This window comes from Tardiphaga sp., from assembly GCF_041424195.1.
Classification (GTDB): domain Bacteria; phylum Pseudomonadota; class Alphaproteobacteria; order Rhizobiales; family Xanthobacteraceae; genus Tardiphaga.
The window spans coordinates 15,608-32,865 of the sequence record NZ_JBGMOE010000190.1; the positions used below are offsets into that span (position 1 = coordinate 15,608).

The following is a 17,258-nucleotide window of genomic DNA, read 5'->3' on the forward strand; positions in this document are numbered from 1 at the left end:
ATCGCATATGAGAAACATGATTTGCGCCCTGATCGCCGCGACCGCCGTCGGGACGACCGGACTGGCACAGTTGCAGGCCAGGCCTGTGACCTACACGCTTCCCGAGGAGACCGCTGCGTTCAAACCGGGACCGGGCGTCGAGGCCGCGCAGAACAACTGCACGGCCTGTCACTCCGCGGACTACATCCAGACCCAGCCCCGCGGACCCAAGTTCAAGAAGGATTTCTGGCAGGCGGAAGTGACCAAGATGATCAAGGTTTACGGCGCACCGATTGACGATGCGGATGCGGCTGCGATCGTCGACTATCTAACGGCCACCTACTAAACACGCGGGGTCTGCCCCCTGCATGGCCGTGCGGATCACGCGTGGGTCGAACGCGTGTGGTCCTGCACGCGACCAGCCCAACAGGCGTCAAAATGTCCCAAAACTGCTGAAATGGGCTGCTCTGGATGCAATATGCGCCCGTTTGACCGATTTCTGCACGCCGTTTGAGCTATCAAGCTTGGCAATCCGCGCGTAACGTGCGCATGTCGGATATGCTGGTTTGCGGGGACCGGCAGTTCGTTATCGATTTTGATCCCGTGGAGACGACGTGATGACTAAAGGTACTGTGAAGTGGTTCAACCCGACGAAGGGTTACGGATTCATCCAGCCGGCAAATGGCGGCAAGGACGTGTTCGTTCATATTTCGGCAGTTGAGAAGGCTGGCCTTTCGACACTGAACGAAGGACAGACCGTTGAATTCGAGGAAGTTGCCAACCGCGGCAAGACCTCGGCTGAGAACCTCAAGGTCTGATACATCTGGTTTGATACCAGTGTGATCCGGTCACTTCACCAGACTTTCGTCAGGCAAGTCTTCGCGATCACGCCTCAACAATGTAGAGCGCATTCGGCACGAGCGGTTTCCTCCGAAGGGGCATCTCTCCTGCAACGCAATCAGTTTCACGCAGGATTGCGCTAATTCGATCCGCGGTGTGCGCTCTAGCCTAACTCCAAAAGCCGAGCTGAGACCTTTCGAAGGCCCGCTCCTTATAGCCGCCAGTTGACGTGACGCACGCCTCAGCGACGCGACGGCGCTCCATTCCCTGCTTCAGTTTTCCTTGACCCACTGATCGGCCGGCTTGACGTCGGGCAGTTGCGCATAGCCGCGCGTCCACATGTCGACGACCCATTCGGTGCCCGTCGCGCGGTCCACCAGCACAGCGGTATTGTGCGGCGTCTGCAGCACGAGCGCATTGCCGCGATAGCGCGGATTGCCCACCGTGTGATGCTTCAGCAAACCCCAATCCTGCATGATCAGCAGCAGGCTGGTGACGTTGCGCGTCGTATCCCAGCAATCAAAATTGTGCTTGTCGTCGAAATAACGGAAATCCGCATTGGCGATCCGCTTGTCGGTGCCGAGCACCGGGCCGACGCGGCGGTCCCACCACACCACCGCCTTCTGCACCGCGGCGCGCTCCGCCACGGCCGACGCCTTGCCGGCGGCGAGAAGCTTGGTGAGCGCAGCCCTGTCGGCAGAGGTGAAATCGAAGACGTGACGTCGCCGGCACACGAAGCCGTAGCAGATCGTCATGGAACCGGCCGATGGCGGATAGATCGACACCGACGTGTAGAGATCGCCGACCTCGCGGGACATCTCGATCGCACGCGCCTGGGATGTCGGCAGCAAGCCCGTCGCAGCGATGACGCCCGCCGCTATCGCAACACGAAGATTGAAGTGGCCTGCCCGCATGATCTGCTCCGAGAGAAACGCGCGGAAACCTAACGCAGCGTCTTCACCCTGCCAAGATAACGGCACGGCAACGGCGGCGTTATCCCGGCTCGCTATCCCACGGGCAGCGGCGCATCGCGCTTCACTTCTTCCATGACGGCGTAAGTGCGGGTCTCGCGCACGCCCGGCAGCGCCAGCAAACTCTCGCCGAGGAACCGCCGATAGGCGCTCATGTCGGCAACGCGCGCCTTCACCAGGTAATCGAAACCGCCGGCCACCATGTGACACTCCAGCACTTCCGGCGCGAGCCGGACGGCGCGGGCGAACCGCTCGAACACATCGGGCGTGGTCTTGTCGAGCAGCACCTCGACGAACACCAGCAGACCGAGGCCCAGCATCTGCGGATTGAGCCGCGCGCCATAGCCTTCGATATAGCCGTCGCGCTGCAGCCGCTTCAGCCGCTCGCCGATGGAGGTTGGGGACAGGCCGATCCGCTCGGCCAGCTCCACATTGGCGATTCGGCCATCGGCCTGCAGGACGGCGAGGATTTTCCGGTCGATCTTGTCGATATCACTCATATCGAGTGTTTAGCACGACCGCTTCCGGATTATGTAAGGTAAAATTGTGAAATGACCTATCGAACACCGGAAATATCGGGATTAGGCTTGGATCATATCCGAGGAAATGCCCATGTTGCCCGATTCCATCCTCTCGCCCTTCACTGCGCCCTACGCGCCGGATGACCGGGCCATAGCGGCCCGGCTGCTGGCCGGTGCCACCCTGTCGCCCGAGCAGGACGCCCGGATCGACACAACGGCCGCGCGCCTGATCGACGCCATTCGCGCCAGGGACGACCGCTTCGGCGGCGTCGAAGACATGCTGCGGGAATATGCGCTGTCCACCAAGGAAGGTCTCGCGCTGATGGTGCTGGCGGAGGCGCTGCTGCGGGTGCCGGATGCGCGCACCGCCGACGCCTTCATCGAGGACAAGCTCGGCCGGGGCGATTTCATCCATCACGAGACGAAGTCGAGCGCCTTCCTGGTCAACGCGTCGGCCTGGGCGCTCGGCATCTCGCAACGCGCGATCCAGCCGGGCGAGACGCCGACGGGGACGCTGGGCCGGCTGGCGAAGCGGATCGGCCTGCCTGCAGTGCGCACGGCGACGCGGCAGGCCATGCGGCTGATGGGCAGCCACTTCGTGCTCGGCGAAACCATCGATGCCGCGCTGGCCCGCGCCCGTGCACCGTCCGAGCGCCCGGCACGCTATTCGTTCGACATGCTCGGCGAAGGCGCCCGCACCAAGGATGATGCGCAGCGCTATTTCGACGCCTATGCCTCGGCCATCTCAGCCATCGGCCGCACAGCGGGCAACACCCCGCTGCCCGATCGGCCGGGCATCTCCGTCAAGCTCTCGGCGCTGCATCCGCGCTATGAGGCGGTGAGCCATCAGCGCGTGATGCACGAACTGGTGCCAAGCCTGATCGCGCTGGCACAGCAGGCAAAAACCTATGACCTCAATTTCACCGTCGATGCAGAAGAAGCCGACCGGCTCGAACTCTCGCTCGATGTGATCGATGCGGCCTTCGCCGAGCCGTCGCTGGCAGGCTGGGACGGATTTGGCCTTGCGATCCAGGCCTATCAGAAGCGCTGCGTCGATGTGATCGATCACATCGACGCGCTGGCGCGCCGTCACGATCGCAAGATGATGGTGCGCCTCGTCAAGGGCGCCTATTGGGACACCGAGATCAAGCGCGCGCAGGAACGCGGCCTCCCCGGCTATCCGGTGTTCACGCGCAAGGCGATGACCGATTTGAACTACATCGCGTGCGCACAGAAGCTGCTGGCATTGCGGCCGCGCATCTTTCCGCAATTCGCTACGCACAACGCACTGACGGTCGCAACCATTCTCGAACTGGCCGGCGCGAAAGGCGGCTATGAATTCCAGCGCCTGCACGGCATGGGCGACGCACTCTACGAACAACTCGGCAAGGACCATCCCGCCATTCGCTGGCGCACCTATGCGCCGGTTGGCAGTCATCGCGATCTGCTGGCCTATCTGGTGCGGCGTCTGCTGGAGAACGGCGCCAACTCGTCCTTCGTAGCCATTGCCGCAGATGACACGGTGCCCGTTGCGACGCTGCTCAAGCGGCCTGCCGCGATCATCGGCACTCCCGACGGCGCGCGGCATCCGAAGATCCCCTTGCCCGCCGATCTGTATCGGCCCGACCGCATCAATTCGCAGGGCATCGAATTTGGCGAACGCGCGGCGCTGGGGCAATTGCTGAAAGATGTGACGGCCAACAGGCCGAGCAACGTAACCATCAGCGACGCCACGCCAGATGAAGCCAACACAACGATAACCGATGCGCTGGCTGGCTTCCGGTCCTGGAGCCGCACATCAGCCGATACACGCGCCGCCATCCTGGAACGCGCCGCCTATCTGCTGGAGCAACGCCGCGCGTCCTTCATCGCGTTGTTGCAGCTCGAAGGCGGCAAGACGCCGGACGACGCATTGTCGGAAGTCCGCGAGGCCATCGACTTCTGCCGCTATTACGCCGCACAGGGCCGCAAGCAATTCGGCGCTGGCGAAGCGATGCCCGGCCCCACCGGCGAGAGCAATGTCTTGCGCTTGCGCGGTCGCGGCGTCTTCATCGCCATCTCGCCGTGGAATTTTCCGCTGGCGATCTTTCTCGGCCAGATCAGTGCTGCACTGATGGCGGGCAATGCGGTAGTCGCAAAGCCCGCCGAACAGACACCTGATATCGCGACGCAAGCCGTGCACCTGCTTCATGAAGCCGGCATACCAGCCTCTGCATTGCATCTCATCCGGGGCGACGGCCGCATCGGTGCCGCGCTGGTGGAACATCCCGCCATTGCCGGCGTGGTGTTCACGGGATCGACAGAGGTGGCCCGATCGATCAACCGCACCCTCGCCGCCAAGAACGGCCCGATCGTGCCTCTCATCGCAGAGACCGGCGGCATCAATGCGATGATCGTGGATGCCACCGCATTGCCGGAACAGGTCGCCGACGACGTGGTGATGTCGGCGTTCCGCTCGGCCGGGCAGCGCTGTTCGGCGCTGCGGCTGCTGTTCGTGCAGGACGACGTCGCCGACCGCATGATCGAGATGATCGTGGGCAGCGCGCGCGAATTGAAGCTCGGCGATCCCGCCGACCCGGCAACGCATATCGGTCCGGTGATCGATGCCGAAGCGAAGCAGAAGCTCGATGCGCATATCGCGCGCATGACAGGCGAGGCACGCGTGCATCTCGCGGGCACCGCACATGCAGGCAACTTCGTTGCGCCGCATATTTTCGAGCTCGCCAGCGCCCGGCAACTCACCGAGGAAGTGTTCGGGCCGATCCTGCATGTGGTGCGCTATCACGCTGCCGACTTCGACAAGGTGTTGCAGGATATTTCCGGCACCGGCTACGGCCTCACGCTCGGCGTGCATTCGCGGATCGACGATATGGTCGAGCGCGTGATCGCGCGCCTGCCGGTCGGCAATGTCTATGTGAATCGCAACATGATCGGCGCGGTCGTGGGCGTGCAACCCTTCGGGGGCTTCGGCCTGTCGGGCACGGGGCCAAAGGCCGGCGGCCCGCATTATCTCGCCCGTTTCGCCACCGAACAGACCGTCACGATCAACATGGCTGCCGCGGGGGGCAATGCAGCATTGATGACAGATCAAAGCTGATCCTTCTTACCCTCCCTTGGAGGAGCAGCACGCAACGCGTGTTGCCAGACGGGGTGGGGTGAAGCCACAACGACGGAGCTTGCTGCTTCATCCACCCCGCTGGGCGCTATGCACGCAGCAACCCTCCCCCTCCAGAGGAGGGTTAGCTGAGCCCGTTGCATCGCCCCTCGAAGATGGGTCAAATGCGCTGCCGGATTCCAGACGGAATTAAATTCCGGCAGGCGGCAATACAACACGTAGAACAAAAGCGACGGGAGCGACGCATGGAAGACGGTCTGTTCAAAGGGCTGAAGGTGCTGGACTGCGCGAGCTTCATCGCTGCACCGGCTGCGGCCACTGTGCTGTCGGACTTCGGCGCAGACGTCATAAAGATCGAGCCGCCCGGTGCCGGCGACCCCTATCGCAATCTGCCCAACCTGCCCGGCTATCCCAAGAGCGAACACAACTATGCCTGGATGATGGAGAGCCGCAACAAGAAGAGCCTCGCGCTCGATCTTGCCAAGCCCGAGGGGCAGCAGGTGCTCTACAAGCTGATCGCCGAAGCGGATGTGTTCATCACCAATTTCCCGCCGCCGGTGCGCAAGCGGCTGAAGATCGCCTATGAGGATATCGCACCGCTGAACGACCGGCTGATCTATGCCTGCTTCACCGGTTACGGCGACAAGGGCGCGGAAGCCGACAAACCAGGTTTCGACTCCACCGCCTGGTGGGCACGTTCCGGCATGATGGATCTCGTTCGCGCCGATGAGGACACCACGCCGGCGCGATCGATTGCCGGCATGGGCGATCACCCCTGCGCCATGGCGCTGTATGGCGCCATCGTCACCGCGCTCTACAAGCGCGAGAAAACCGGCAAGGGCTGCCAGGTGAAATCCAACCTGATGGCCAATGGCGTGTGGTCGTCGAGCGTGCTGGCACAGGCCAAACTTGTCGGCGCCAAATTCGAGAAGCGCCGCTCGCGCGAGGAAGCGCTCAATGCCGTCACCAATCACTACAGGTGCCGCGACGGCCGCTGGATCATGCTGTCGCTGCTGGCCGAAGATCGGCAATGGCCGGCTTTCACCAAATGCCTCGGCCGCGAGGACCTGCGCGACGATCCTCGCTTCGCCACCAAACCCGATCGCCATGCGCGCTCGGTCGAACTGATCAGGATCCTCGATGAGGTTTTCGCGACCCGCGACCTCGCCGACTGGCGCGAGCGGCTTGACGGCAATGGTCTCGTCTTCGGCTTCGTCGGCATCCTCGACGATATTCCGAATGATCAGCAGATGAAGGACAACGATGTGCTGATCCCGTTCGAGGGAACCGATATTCTCACCATCAACAGTCCGATCTGGATTGGCGGCGAGACCAAGCGCAAGCCACATCTGCCGCCATCCATCGGCCAGCACAGCGACGAGATCCTTGGTGCCGCCGGCTTCGACGAGTCCGAGATCGCACGGCTGCGTGCCACCGGGACGGTCGCATAGTCGCGCAAAACCGCATAGTACGAAGCTGGAGCAAAAGAGTTTCAATGCTACGATGCGATCCGTGATCACGAAGTGGTCAGGGGCCGTTCTGAAACCGCCTCCCCCAAAACGCGTAGCTGATCTCGTTCGCGCAACAGGCACACGCCGTGTCGCGCGGACACGAGTTCACGACGCCTGCGGATTCCCCGTTAGCGACGCTACAATTAATTGGGAGACGACCATGTCCACAAAGCGCATTGCACTGCTTTCATTTGCGGCCTTTAGCACCCTGATGATTTCGGCGAGCTTCCTTGAGCCCGCTGCCGCCAAGATGATGAAGGGCGAGAATACCGTCATGGTTGGAGGCGCCCCCATGTATCCGTCGAAGAACATCGTCGAGAATGCGGTGAATTCGAAGGATCACACCACGCTGGTCGCTGCCGTCAAGGCGGCCGGCCTGGTCGATACACTCGCCAGCCCCGGCCCGTTCACCGTGTTTGCGCCAACCAATGCGGCATTCGGGAAGCTGCCCAAGGGCACTGTCGGGACGCTGGTGAAGCCGGAAAACAAGGCAACGCTCACCAAGATCCTCACCTACCATGTGGTTCCCGGGAAGCTTGAAGCCGCTGACCTCACCGACGGCAAGAAGCTGACCACCGTCGAAGGCGAGCAGCTCACCGTGAAGCGTTCGGGCAGCAAGGTCATGATCGTCGATGCCAAGGGCGGCACATCGACCGTGACGATCCCCAACGTCAACCAGTCGAACGGTGTGATCCACGTGGTCAACACCGTGCTGATGCCGGGCTGATCGGGTCGATTTGTCGATCCGTCCTGCCTGTTGTTTACCCTCTCCCCGCCCTTCTGCGGGGAGAGGTTAAGAACGCCGCCTCGCCTATCTCGCCAGCAGCCAGCCGAAGAAGCCGAGCCCGAGCAGGACGGCCACACCGATGGCCCATACGCTGACGCGGATGCTGCTTGTCGCCTGCTGCTTGCTCTCGTTCTCGGCGATGGCGATGTCGCGCTCCTTGATCTCTTTGTCGGTCTCGTTCATCGCGCGCCCCTCACTTCATTTCACGAAACACATGCCGATGGCCGACGAGCTGTCCGAGCCAACCTGCTGACAGGCAAGACCTTCGGCACAGGCCCAGGACGCGAAGCTCTTGTCCGCCGTGCCTTTCGGCTTCGATCGATAACATGTCGCGCCCCAGCCATCGAGTACGGGCGATCCCGCCAGTTCGTGGCTGCCGCGCGTCTGTGGACGATCCGAAAACCCGCGTGAAAAATCCGGCGCCTCTCCATCGCGCATCGCCATGACGATATCGCGACGACGCACCTGGTCACCGATGAAATGCGGCGATGCCGGAACCGTTCCCTGCGATTGATCTGCCAGCGTATCCGCGCCGGGAAAATGGAAACCGCCGATACCGCGGATCTGGTGACAGCCGCCGCAGGTGATGTCGTTCAGCCGCCGCGCAAAGCCGGCCGGCGAGCGGATATTCTCGAGCGCGCCGCCTTGCGCCACTGCGCGCTCCAGCGCGGTGACGACGTCGTGTTCGCTGAAAACGCCCTTCCCTTTGCCATCGATCGATATCAATCCGAATTCCGGCTGCAGGACCGACGGCGCAAAGCCGACCGGCGTCGATGCCAGCGACGAAGTGGCGAGGAACTTCTCGGGGATCAGCACCGTGCCGCGATCGAAGGCGCGCAGATGATCGGGTGCGAGCAACCAGTCGCGAAACGCGCGACCGAGCGCGGCGTCAGCCAGCAGCCGGTCGCGGTCGATCTGGTTTTCCATCGGCGTCTCGCGAAACCGCTTCGCAGTCTCGTCGAAACGAAACACCTTCTGCAAATAGTCGGTGCGGAATTCCTGCATGTCGGATTTCGGCGCATGTGCGATCTGCAGATTGGTCTCGATGCGATCGATATTCGCGGCTACGACCGTTGCCAGCGGGCCGTCTGACGCAAGCAGGCGATCTGCGAGTGCCGCGCCTGTCTCGCTCAGGGAGGCAGCGCTGAGCCAGCGCCCGGCAAGATCGACGCAGGTGACCGATTTGTCTTTCGGCTCCTTGGCGTGGAGCACGAGGTTAAGCGTCATCGGCAGGCGCGGCGGCGTGGTGCCGGCATCCAGACGCGTGAGCCGGTAGATCAGCCTGATCTCGCCGCAGGTATCCGGCGCGACATAAGCGCGATCCATGCGATTGACGATCCCGGCCAGCACGAAACGCGCGTCCGGCGATGTCAGCATCGCCTTGTCGAACAGTTGCGCGTCATGGCCGGAGCCGACGCCGATACTCACACGCGGCTGATGCTTTTGATGTTCGGCGAGATAGCGCGCGAACGCATCATCCAGCGCGGCAGGGATCGGTGTCATTGCCGGCAGCGCGAACAGTGCATCATTGCGGATCGGCGTTGCGCGCGCGGGATCGAGCAGTTGCGCGAGGCCGAGGCCGTGGGTGTTGTGCGTTTCCAGCGCCCGCAACACGCCGGCATCGGTGACGGCGAGTCCATTGCCCTCATCAGCCCGCGCGACGGATGCCACGAGGCAAAGCAGCACGGCCACGAGGCTCAAGCGAAGTCGCACGGGCGCTATCCCAGATGTCACCGCGGGAGGCTAGCCCAAAAGAAAGGCCGCTGCACCTGCCAGCGGCCCGAACACATTCATCGTGAGAAGAGTGGATCAGCGGGCGACGATCAGGCCCTTGGAGGTGACGACCGTCCAGCGGCCGTCCTGCTTGCGGATCGCGTCGATGCGGCCGAGGCCGGGAACCGGATCGCCGGCATACACTTCGAAGATGCCCGGACGGCCTTCGATAGTGGCACCACCACCGGCGATATCGAGAATGCGCCACCCCTCGACTGTCGGCAGACGCGCGACTTCGGGCTTCGGTGCCGGGGTCGGTACCGGCGCATTGATCGAACCGGTGACTTCCTTGGCCGGTACTGAGGCAACCGGTGCAGGGGCCGGCGCGGGCGCAGCAGCAGGCGGCGGCGTGGTGCGCAGCTTTTCGACGGTCTCGCTGAGCTTGGCGAGTTTCGCGGCCGGTTCGGCCTGGCCCTTCTCAAGCTTGTCGAGACGATCGGCAGACTTCGCACGCGCTGCAGCGGACTGCTTGGCGTTGCGATCGACCTCGGCCTTCAGCGCCGAGAGTTCGCCGTCGAGGCGGGCGATATGGTCTTCCAGCGCCTGATTGGTGGATTTGGTATCGTCGGCGGCAAACAGCTTGCCGAGGCCGGACATGGCCACCGAACCACCGACTGCGCCGACGGTGATGCCCAGCGCGATCATCGCGGCAATGGCCATCATCCGGCTCCGGCCGGCTTTCTGCGCCGGCTCGAGCTTCGGTTCGGAGTTGACGAAATCTTCCCAGGAGTGCTCGCGCGAAGACCCTTCCCGCGTTGCGCCTTCATGGGATGCGCCGTCGCGCGGGCCGCTGTCGCGGGAGGGCGCCATGATGGTGATCCGACCGGGCGCACCGAGCCTCGGCGCTTCCCTCTTCGGCATCTGCGCGCGGCGGTCGTCGCCCTGCTCGGGCGCGAGCTTCGGTGCGTCAACATGAACGTCGGAGGCGTCGGAACCCGCCGCCGTCACGCCGGTGTCGACGTGATCGCCGCTGACATCTGGGGTGGCTTCGGCCTTGTGCTCGCTCACGATCAAATTCTCCGGGAAAGATGAACTATTTGGTAACTTTCATTGCTTGCCAAATCCTTACCGCCCGCCGTGCTTACGAAAATTTCACCTCTTGTCCGGCGGCGGAACCGTTGCTTGACGCGCATGCGCCTGGCCCGCACAACAGCTGCAAACAGAACAATCGGGGAAATGCCATGAAGCTCTACGATTCCATCGGACCGAATCCGCGCGTGGTGCGGATGTTCATGGCGGAAAAAGGCATCAGCACTCCTGTGCAGAGCGTCGATCTTGCGGCCGGGGAGAACCGCGAGTCTGCGCATCTGGCGCGCAATCCGCATGGGCAGATGCCGACGCTCGAACTCGACGATGGCGCCTATGTGTCCGAAACCGTGGCGATCTGTGAATATTTCGAGGAGACCCATCCGACACCGCCGCTGATCGGCACCACGCCCGAACAGCGCGCCGAGGCCCGGATGTGGCGCCAGCGCGTCGATCTCAACATCTGCCAGCACATCGCCAATGGCTATCGCTTCTCCGAGGGGCTCAAGCGGTTCGAGACGCGCATCGTCTGCGTCCCCGAAGGCGCGGCGGGCCTGAAGACAATCGCCATCGACCGGCTGCGCTGGCTCGACGGCCAGATGGCCGGCAAGACCTATATCTGCGGCGAGCGCTTCACCATGGCCGACATCGTGCTGTTCTGCTGGCTCGATTTTGCCGACAAGGTGAAGCAGCCATGGGATCGCGAGAATGCAAATGTTGCGGCGTGGTTCGAGCACGTCGGCGCGCGGGAGTCGGCAAAGGCGTAAGCCTGCCCGATCATCCTGGACAGGTTTAACCGAGACCGACACTTGCTAATCGGTGCGTACATCCGTGCGCGTCAGAACCTCACATTGAAGTCTGCCTTGATCGACTGGTCGGACATTCCCGCTCCGAACTGGCCGCCATAGCTGACGCCGAGCGTCGCGTTGGGCGCGATCGCATAGTCGAGCCCGGTTTCGATCACGGCCGCATCGCGGGCGATCGGAACCCCACCGATGGAGAAGGTACTGCCTCCGCCGGCAAAACGCATGGAGGAGAGCGGCACCATGTCGCCGAAGGCATGACGCCAGCCGAGCATCCCCTTTGCGGTGAGCGTGGCGCCACCGACATTGATGGTGGTGGAGGCGCGCAGACCCTTTGTCGTGAAGGTCGCGTCGGTGGTCGCCGAGGCGGCGGTCAGCGCCGCAGCGCCGCCCTGTTCGGTGAAGCCATCGGTATGCAGGTTCACATAAGCGAGGTTGGCGAAAGGCTCGAAGCGAGCACCGCCCGCATTGAAGCCGTAAGCGAGTTCGCCGAAGAGCTGGGCGGTGGCGGCATTGTAGTCCCCCCTCAGACTGTTGCTGAAGCCCGGGAAGGTCACGTTCCGCGCAGTCGAGATATCGTGCCAAGTGTAGGCAGCTCCGGTCCGGAAGGCGAGATCGCCCCCGGAGAGACCCCGGCTCGTACCGCCGTAGAGACCGGCATGGTAGTTGTCGCTCGTCCCCGAAGCGTGACGGTCCTTCACGTCGAACGAGGTGCGGCTGTAGCCCGCGACCCCGCCGAAGCGCCAGGTATCGAAAACCGGGGCGTCGGCCCCGAGAAAGAAGCCGCCCGTCGAACGATTGAGCCGAGCGGCATTGCCATCGCCACTGCTATGGCCCCAGGAACCGAACCCCTGCCCCCAGACCGCCAGACGATCGGTGTTGGCCTTCACCGTCACCGGCTTGCCGTCGACATAGGTCGTGACCCTGCCGGTAGCGCCGACGCCGTCGAAGGCGGCGCGCAGGCGATCGTTGACGGCGTTGCGGACGAAGCGGCTGTCTTCGATCAGCGCAGTCCTCGCTGAAGCATGAAGCTCGCCCGAGAGCTGGTCGAACGCATATTGCGCCTGCGCAGCCGACAGGTTCAGCACGGCGTTATAAACCGCATTGCCGCCGCCGAGGCTCTCGATGCCGCCGCCCGCGGCGATCTGGTTAGGCGTAATGCCGACATTCTGGAAGCTGACAACATTGCGGGTCATCGTCAGATAGACATTGTACGCGTCATAGCTGAGCGAGGGATCGAGGAAGGCGAGATTCGACGTCACGCCTCCCGTAAAGGTTCCGGTCCGCCCCCCGTTGGCTGTCAGGATCGTGTAGGTGGTGGCCGGGGCATAGTTGCCCGTGCCGGCGAGCGCCTTCACCGAGCCGCCATTGATGGTGGCTGTCCCCGTCGCGACGATTCTGTCGGACTGTCCCGCCGCATTGACCTCGACCTCGTAGATCGAGCCGGCATTGAAGGTGACGTTGCCGGCAATATTGAGAGTGCCGATCGAGTTGCCCGGCGCAACCGTGCCGGCAACGACGGTGCTCCCCATCGTGCCGGAGCCCTGAAGACGACCGCTAGCCAGAACATCCAGCGTGCCGCCGAGCTTGCCATTAATCACGAGAGTGCCGCCGCCGACGATAGTCTGTCCGCCGAACGCACTCGAATCGGCGGTGAACGTCGTCGTGCCATTATAGACGGCGATCGTACCCACCCCCGAAAACTTCGGTGCGAAAGTGTAGTTGGCGCTGGTGTGGCTGAAATTGGCCTGGGCGAACTGCCCCAGAAAAACCTCCGCAGCATTCAGAGTACCGGGCGCAGCAAGGCTGCCGCCCAGAGCGGGCATCGTATCGCCGATGTTGAGAAATGCCGAAGTCGTGCCCGACATGCCCACATAGACAATGGCGGCACCGTTGACAGTGCCCGTCGACACCGTGCCGCCGTCTGCAATTGTCAGGAAGCCGCTGCCGGCATTGACGTTGTCGCCGCCGACGAACAGCGCTTTTCCGACTGTCAAACTCGAGCCGGCCCCGGTCACGCTTGCGATTCCTGTCACGCCGGGACGTGCTGCAATCACGGCGTTGTCGGTTGCCACGACTGCGCCGCCATTCGTGACTTTGAGCTGGCCGTCAGCGAAGTGTCCGATCGTCAAAGCGCCGTGGGTCGTCCAGGTCGAGCCCGGGCCCGTGACCGTCACGCTGTTGCTGGCGTTGGTGGTGCTCGCACTGGAGCCGTAACCGACATAGACATCGGAACCGGTTGCTGCAGTACCGGTCGTGATGGTGCCACCGTTGGAAACGACCAGTGTGCTCCCACCGAGGTAGCCGAAATACAGGTCACCTGTCTGCCAGCTCGATCCCTGGCCATCGACGATCACACTTGCCGTGCTGGCTGCGCTGAGCGCCGTACTGACGGTGCCGGTCTTCACGTTGCCGCCGGACTGGATCCACATTGCTGCGGTGCCAAGGTTGCCCAGAATGAGATCCTGGCCGGTTGCATCCAGTTTTCCACCATCCGTCAGGGTTAAGCGTCCGCGGCCGCTTGCCAGCGCGCCGAGTGTGATCTGACCGTTCGAGGTGACCGTCGCATCGTAATAGATGGTCAGCGATCCCTGGCCCGCGTGACCGATCGACAGGCCGCCTGCCTGAATCGCCGTCCCCGTACCTGAAACCAGGACGTCACCTATGCCTGGGGGTCCATCGCCGATCCTGAGGCCGCCCAGGCCTGTCGTAAGTAAACCGCCATTCGACATCGCCAGCGTCCCGGAGCCGGCACCTCCAACGTAAATGTAGTTGTTGCCGGTGTCCCAGCTGGACCCCGCCCCGACAATATCGACACGACCGCCAGAGCCCAGGCTTTGGCCGAGCACGCCGAAACCGCTGGTCACGACACCCGGATTCACACCATCGCCAATGATGAGCCTGCCGTTGCCGTTCTGACCGACGGTCAGGGCGCCGCCGATATTCCACGGCGTCGCCTGGGTGCCCGGCACGGTCTCGACCGCGCCGTTGTCGATGACGGCCTGCGCCCAGCTCACGGTACCCGTTGCTATCAAGAACAGCAGAGCAGTTCCCGAAAGCAATGCAGAGCGCAGACCTTTCGTCCTGGGCCGATGGGCGACGGAGGTGAAAACGGAAGAATTTTGAACGAAATTCATGAGCCCCGAAGCCAACTCTTGTTTGAGATCGATGGTCGGAGAATGGCCGATCCAAGGACACTTCCGCGCCCTCAATGAAGGCGATGGCCGATCGGCTTGAATTTGCTGGGAAACCGCCGGTAAGCTCGACGCTCCTACTCAAATTTGATGACGCCGCTGTCCGGCGATGGAATTAGGCTGCGAGTCGGGATGAGGCTGCGATCACCGCGAAAACGATCATGAGAGAGGGGGCGTGGAGTTGAATGCGCTAGCGCACGATCAGGCCGCGATCTCGGCAGTTATCGATCGCCTCTACAGTGCCGCCCTCAATCCCGATCAATGGGCCTCCGCGCTCGATTCATTCGCCATGGTCACTGGTGGGATCGGCGCCTTGCTGTTTTCGCCGGACCGTCCAGAGCCGAACATCACCTATTTCAGTCCCTCGCTCACGGACGCGGCGACGCAATATGCGCAGTTGTGGCATCAAGTCTGTCCGCGGACCTCCGCCGGACTGAACCCCGCTTTGGGCGATCGTTCGTGGAGCGATGAAGACGTGTTCTCGCCCGACAAGATGACGCGATCCGCCTTTCATCAAGATTTCCTGCGCCGCTACGATCTCGGCACGCAGCTAACTCTGAGCAGTCGTCAACTCGTGCCCGGCAGCACGTTCTTCCTCGCGAGCCAGAGAACGCGATCGGCTGACCTGCCAAGCCCCGAGGAGCGCAAGGCCATGGAAGTCCTGTCTTCCCATGCCATCCGCGCGCTGCAAGTCTATCGCTCGGTGGCATCCCCACAGCTGTCGCGCGAATTGCTGAGCGATGTCCTCGCGCACCTCCCCACAGGCATCATCGTCACTGATCACAACAGTCGCGTAGTCTTCATGAATCGCCAGGCCGAGGCATTGGATGGAGACGGTTTCCGTGTCGACCGCGGTCAGATTTTTGCGTCGATGCTTCGCGACCAACCAGCCCTTACCCAGTTGATCGCGGACACCGCAGCTTCCCGTGTCAAAGCAGCGGAGGTTCGCCCCGTCGTCCTGCAGCGTCCCAGCCTCAGGAAGCCGCTCGTGATCAGGGCTGTCCCGATCTCCGGAAAGTCCGACCGACCGCTTGCACATGTTCTGCGGGGCCTCGACCTTGTCCTGCTGACGATCAGCGACCCCGAAGGCGTATCCGATGGCGCTCCGCTTGACGAGCTGGTCGCGCTTGGCTTGACCGCCACCGAAGCTGTCATCGCTTTCATGCTTGGGACCGGCTCATCGCCGGAGGAGATCGCCGAGGTGCGAGAAATTGCTCTCTCGACGGTGCGCACACATATACGCCGCATCTACAGCAAATTTCACATTGCCCGACAGGGCGAGCTTGCGAAGATCGTGTCAGCGATCAAGCGCGTCATCTAGGGCGGGCGAACGACGTGGACGGAGTGGCGCCTTACAACACCACCGGCTCATCCGGCAGTTCATTCACCGACGAAGCATCGCGCGGGAAATGCGCCGCCAGATGCCGCGTCACGGCTTCGATTCCCTTGATCACACCGCGCTCGAAATGCCCGGCGCGGAAGTCGACTTCCATCATCTGGCAGATTTTTTCCCAGCCCGGCCTGCCCACCTTGGCATCGATCCCGCGATCGACCACGATCTCGACATCGCGATCGGCGAGCAGCAGATAGATCAGTACGCCGTTATTGTGCTCGGTGTCCCAGATACGGAGCTGTGCGAACACGTCGATGGCGCGCTCCCGCGCCGCCTGATTGCGGAACAGCGGCGCACCGTCGAGTGCGCCTTCGACGACGAAGCGGATCTGGCCGGCATGCAAGGCCTCGCTCGCCTTGATGGCCCGCTCAATGGCGGCCATGACTTTTGGCGGAAACGCCTTGCGGACGCGGGCGCGATTGCTGAGCAGATGTCTGCTGATCCGCTTGAGGCTCATCACCAACTCCCCGAGGCGCCGCCGCCGCCGAAACTGCCGCCCCCGCCGCTGAATCCACCGCCGCTGCTCGACGAACTCCCCGACGACCAGGAACCGCCGCTACCGCCGATATAACCGCCGCCACCTCGCCCACCGCCTGCGCCGCCCGACATGAAGGCCTCGCTCACCAGCGTGAAGAAAAAGGCGATCACACCGAGAATGCCGCCAAACAGCAAACTGCCGGCGACAAGCCAGACCACCGTGGCGACCAGCCCGCCAGTCGCCAGCGAACCGAACAGCCGGCCGAAGATCGTGCGCAGAATGCCGCCGAAGATGATCACACCGAACAGCAGGAACGGCGCATATTCCATGATCTGATCGAGGACATTCGCATTGCCCTTCCATTCATCCGGCGCCGGCAGCGGCTCGCCATCGATCACCTTGATGATCTGGTTGACGCCTGCCGAGATGCCGCCGGCGAAATCGCCGGCCTTGAAGCGCGGCGTGATGATCTCGTCGATGATGCGCCTGGTGGTGACATCCGTCAGCGCGCCTTCGAGGCCGTAACCGACCTCGATGCGCAGCTTGCGGTCATTCTTGGCCACCAGCAGGATCGCGCCGTCATCGACCTTCTTGCGGCCGAGCTTCCAGGCTTCGGCGACGCGGATGGAATATTGCTCGATGGCTTCCGGCGCCGTGGTCGGCACGATGAGCACCGCGATCTGGCTGCCCTTGCGGGCCTCGAAGTCGCGCAGCGTGCTGTCGAGCGATGCCCTGTCGGACTCGCTCAAGGTCCCGGTCTGATCGACAACGCGTCCGCTGAGCGCGGGCACGGCCACATCGGCCAGAGCGGCAACGCTCCAGCACAACAACAATGCCAGCAGACAGGCTTTGACAGCCTTCATCGCA

15 protein-coding genes are annotated in these 17,258 nt (G+C 63.0%); 7 read left to right on the forward strand and 8 right to left on the reverse strand.

Annotated elements, in window-relative coordinates:
- The first annotated feature begins 16 nt into the window (after positions 1-16).
- Both ACEK02_RS25150 and ACEK02_RS25155 read left to right on the forward strand, forming a co-directional pair.
- Positions 17-325: a cytochrome c gene (locus ACEK02_RS25150; RefSeq protein WP_371424415.1), complete on the forward strand. Its 309-nt coding sequence runs from the start codon at positions 17-19 to the stop codon at positions 323-325.
- 271 nt (positions 326-596) lie between these two features.
- Positions 597-797, forward strand: a complete 201-nt coding sequence (locus tag ACEK02_RS25155; RefSeq protein WP_068734210.1) for a cold-shock protein — start codon at positions 597-599, stop codon at positions 795-797.
- Positions 798-1,091: 294 nt separating this feature from the next.
- Here the strand turns inward: ACEK02_RS25155 and ACEK02_RS25160 are convergent, their stop codons facing one another.
- Positions 1,092-1,733: a hypothetical protein gene (locus ACEK02_RS25160; protein ID WP_371424220.1), complete on the reverse strand. Its 642-nt coding sequence runs from the start codon at positions 1,731-1,733 to the stop codon at positions 1,092-1,094.
- 92 nt (positions 1,734-1,825) lie between these two features.
- Positions 1,826-2,290 (reverse strand): Lrp/AsnC ligand binding domain-containing protein, encoded by a 465-nt coding sequence (locus ACEK02_RS25165; protein WP_371424221.1) that lies wholly within the window; start codon positions 2,288-2,290, stop codon positions 1,826-1,828.
- Between the two features lie 112 nt (positions 2,291-2,402).
- Here ACEK02_RS25165 and putA point away from each other — a divergent pair, with 112 nt between their 5' ends.
- The 3 genes from putA (at position 2,403) to ACEK02_RS25180 (ending at position 7,664) form a co-directional block, all read left to right on the forward strand.
- The gene (gene putA / locus ACEK02_RS25170; protein WP_371424222.1) at positions 2,403-5,408 is read left to right on the forward strand and encodes a bifunctional proline dehydrogenase/L-glutamate gamma-semialdehyde dehydrogenase PutA; all 3,006 of its coding nucleotides are present in this window, start codon (positions 2,403-2,405) and stop codon (positions 5,406-5,408) included.
- A gap of 263 nt (positions 5,409-5,671) precedes the next feature.
- Positions 5,672-6,877, forward strand: a complete 1,206-nt coding sequence (locus tag ACEK02_RS25175) for a CaiB/BaiF CoA transferase family protein (protein ID WP_371424223.1) — start codon at positions 5,672-5,674, stop codon at positions 6,875-6,877.
- Positions 6,878-7,097: 220 nt separating this feature from the next.
- Positions 7,098-7,664, forward strand: coding sequence for a fasciclin domain-containing protein (locus tag ACEK02_RS25180; protein ID WP_371424224.1), 567 nt, complete (start codon positions 7,098-7,100; stop codon positions 7,662-7,664).
- 84 nt (positions 7,665-7,748) lie between these two features.
- Here ACEK02_RS25180 and ACEK02_RS25185 read toward each other — a convergent pair whose 3' ends face one another.
- From ACEK02_RS25185 to ACEK02_RS25195, 3 genes are all read right to left on the reverse strand, one after another.
- The gene (locus ACEK02_RS25185) at positions 7,749-7,907 is read right to left on the reverse strand and encodes a hypothetical protein (RefSeq protein WP_371424225.1); all 159 of its coding nucleotides are present in this window, start codon (positions 7,905-7,907) and stop codon (positions 7,749-7,751) included.
- Between the two features lie 15 nt (positions 7,908-7,922).
- Entirely contained in the window at positions 7,923-9,437 is a 1,515-nt protein-coding gene (locus ACEK02_RS25190) for a hypothetical protein (protein ID WP_371424226.1), read from the reverse strand.
- A gap of 96 nt (positions 9,438-9,533) precedes the next feature.
- A complete protein-coding gene (locus tag ACEK02_RS25195) occupies positions 9,534-10,505 on the reverse strand; it encodes a hypothetical protein (RefSeq protein ID WP_371424227.1) in 972 nt (323 codons plus the stop codon).
- A gap of 173 nt (positions 10,506-10,678) precedes the next feature.
- Between ACEK02_RS25195 and ACEK02_RS25200 the strand changes: the two genes are divergently transcribed.
- The gene (locus tag ACEK02_RS25200; RefSeq protein ID WP_371424228.1) at positions 10,679-11,290 is read left to right on the forward strand and encodes a glutathione S-transferase family protein; all 612 of its coding nucleotides are present in this window, start codon (positions 10,679-10,681) and stop codon (positions 11,288-11,290) included.
- Between the two features lie 71 nt (positions 11,291-11,361).
- Here ACEK02_RS25200 and ACEK02_RS25205 read toward each other — a convergent pair whose 3' ends face one another.
- A complete protein-coding gene (locus tag ACEK02_RS25205) occupies positions 11,362-14,343 on the reverse strand; it encodes an autotransporter domain-containing protein (protein WP_371424229.1) in 2,982 nt (993 codons plus the stop codon).
- A gap of 652 nt (positions 14,344-14,995) precedes the next feature.
- Between ACEK02_RS25205 and ACEK02_RS25210 the strand changes: the two genes are divergently transcribed.
- The gene (locus ACEK02_RS25210) at positions 14,996-15,841 is read left to right on the forward strand and encodes a helix-turn-helix transcriptional regulator (protein WP_371424230.1); all 846 of its coding nucleotides are present in this window, start codon (positions 14,996-14,998) and stop codon (positions 15,839-15,841) included.
- Positions 15,842-15,872: 31 nt separating this feature from the next.
- Here the strand turns inward: ACEK02_RS25210 and ACEK02_RS25215 are convergent, their stop codons facing one another.
- Complete coding sequence (locus tag ACEK02_RS25215; protein ID WP_371424231.1) at positions 15,873-16,370, reverse strand: TPM domain-containing protein; 498 nt, start codon at positions 16,368-16,370, stop codon at positions 15,873-15,875.
- Entirely contained in the window at positions 16,370-17,254 is an 885-nt protein-coding gene (locus ACEK02_RS25220; RefSeq protein ID WP_371424232.1) for a YgcG family protein, read from the reverse strand. The genes ACEK02_RS25215 and ACEK02_RS25220 overlap by 1 nt, the downstream gene beginning before the upstream one ends.
- Between the last annotated feature and the right edge of the window lie 4 nt (positions 17,255-17,258).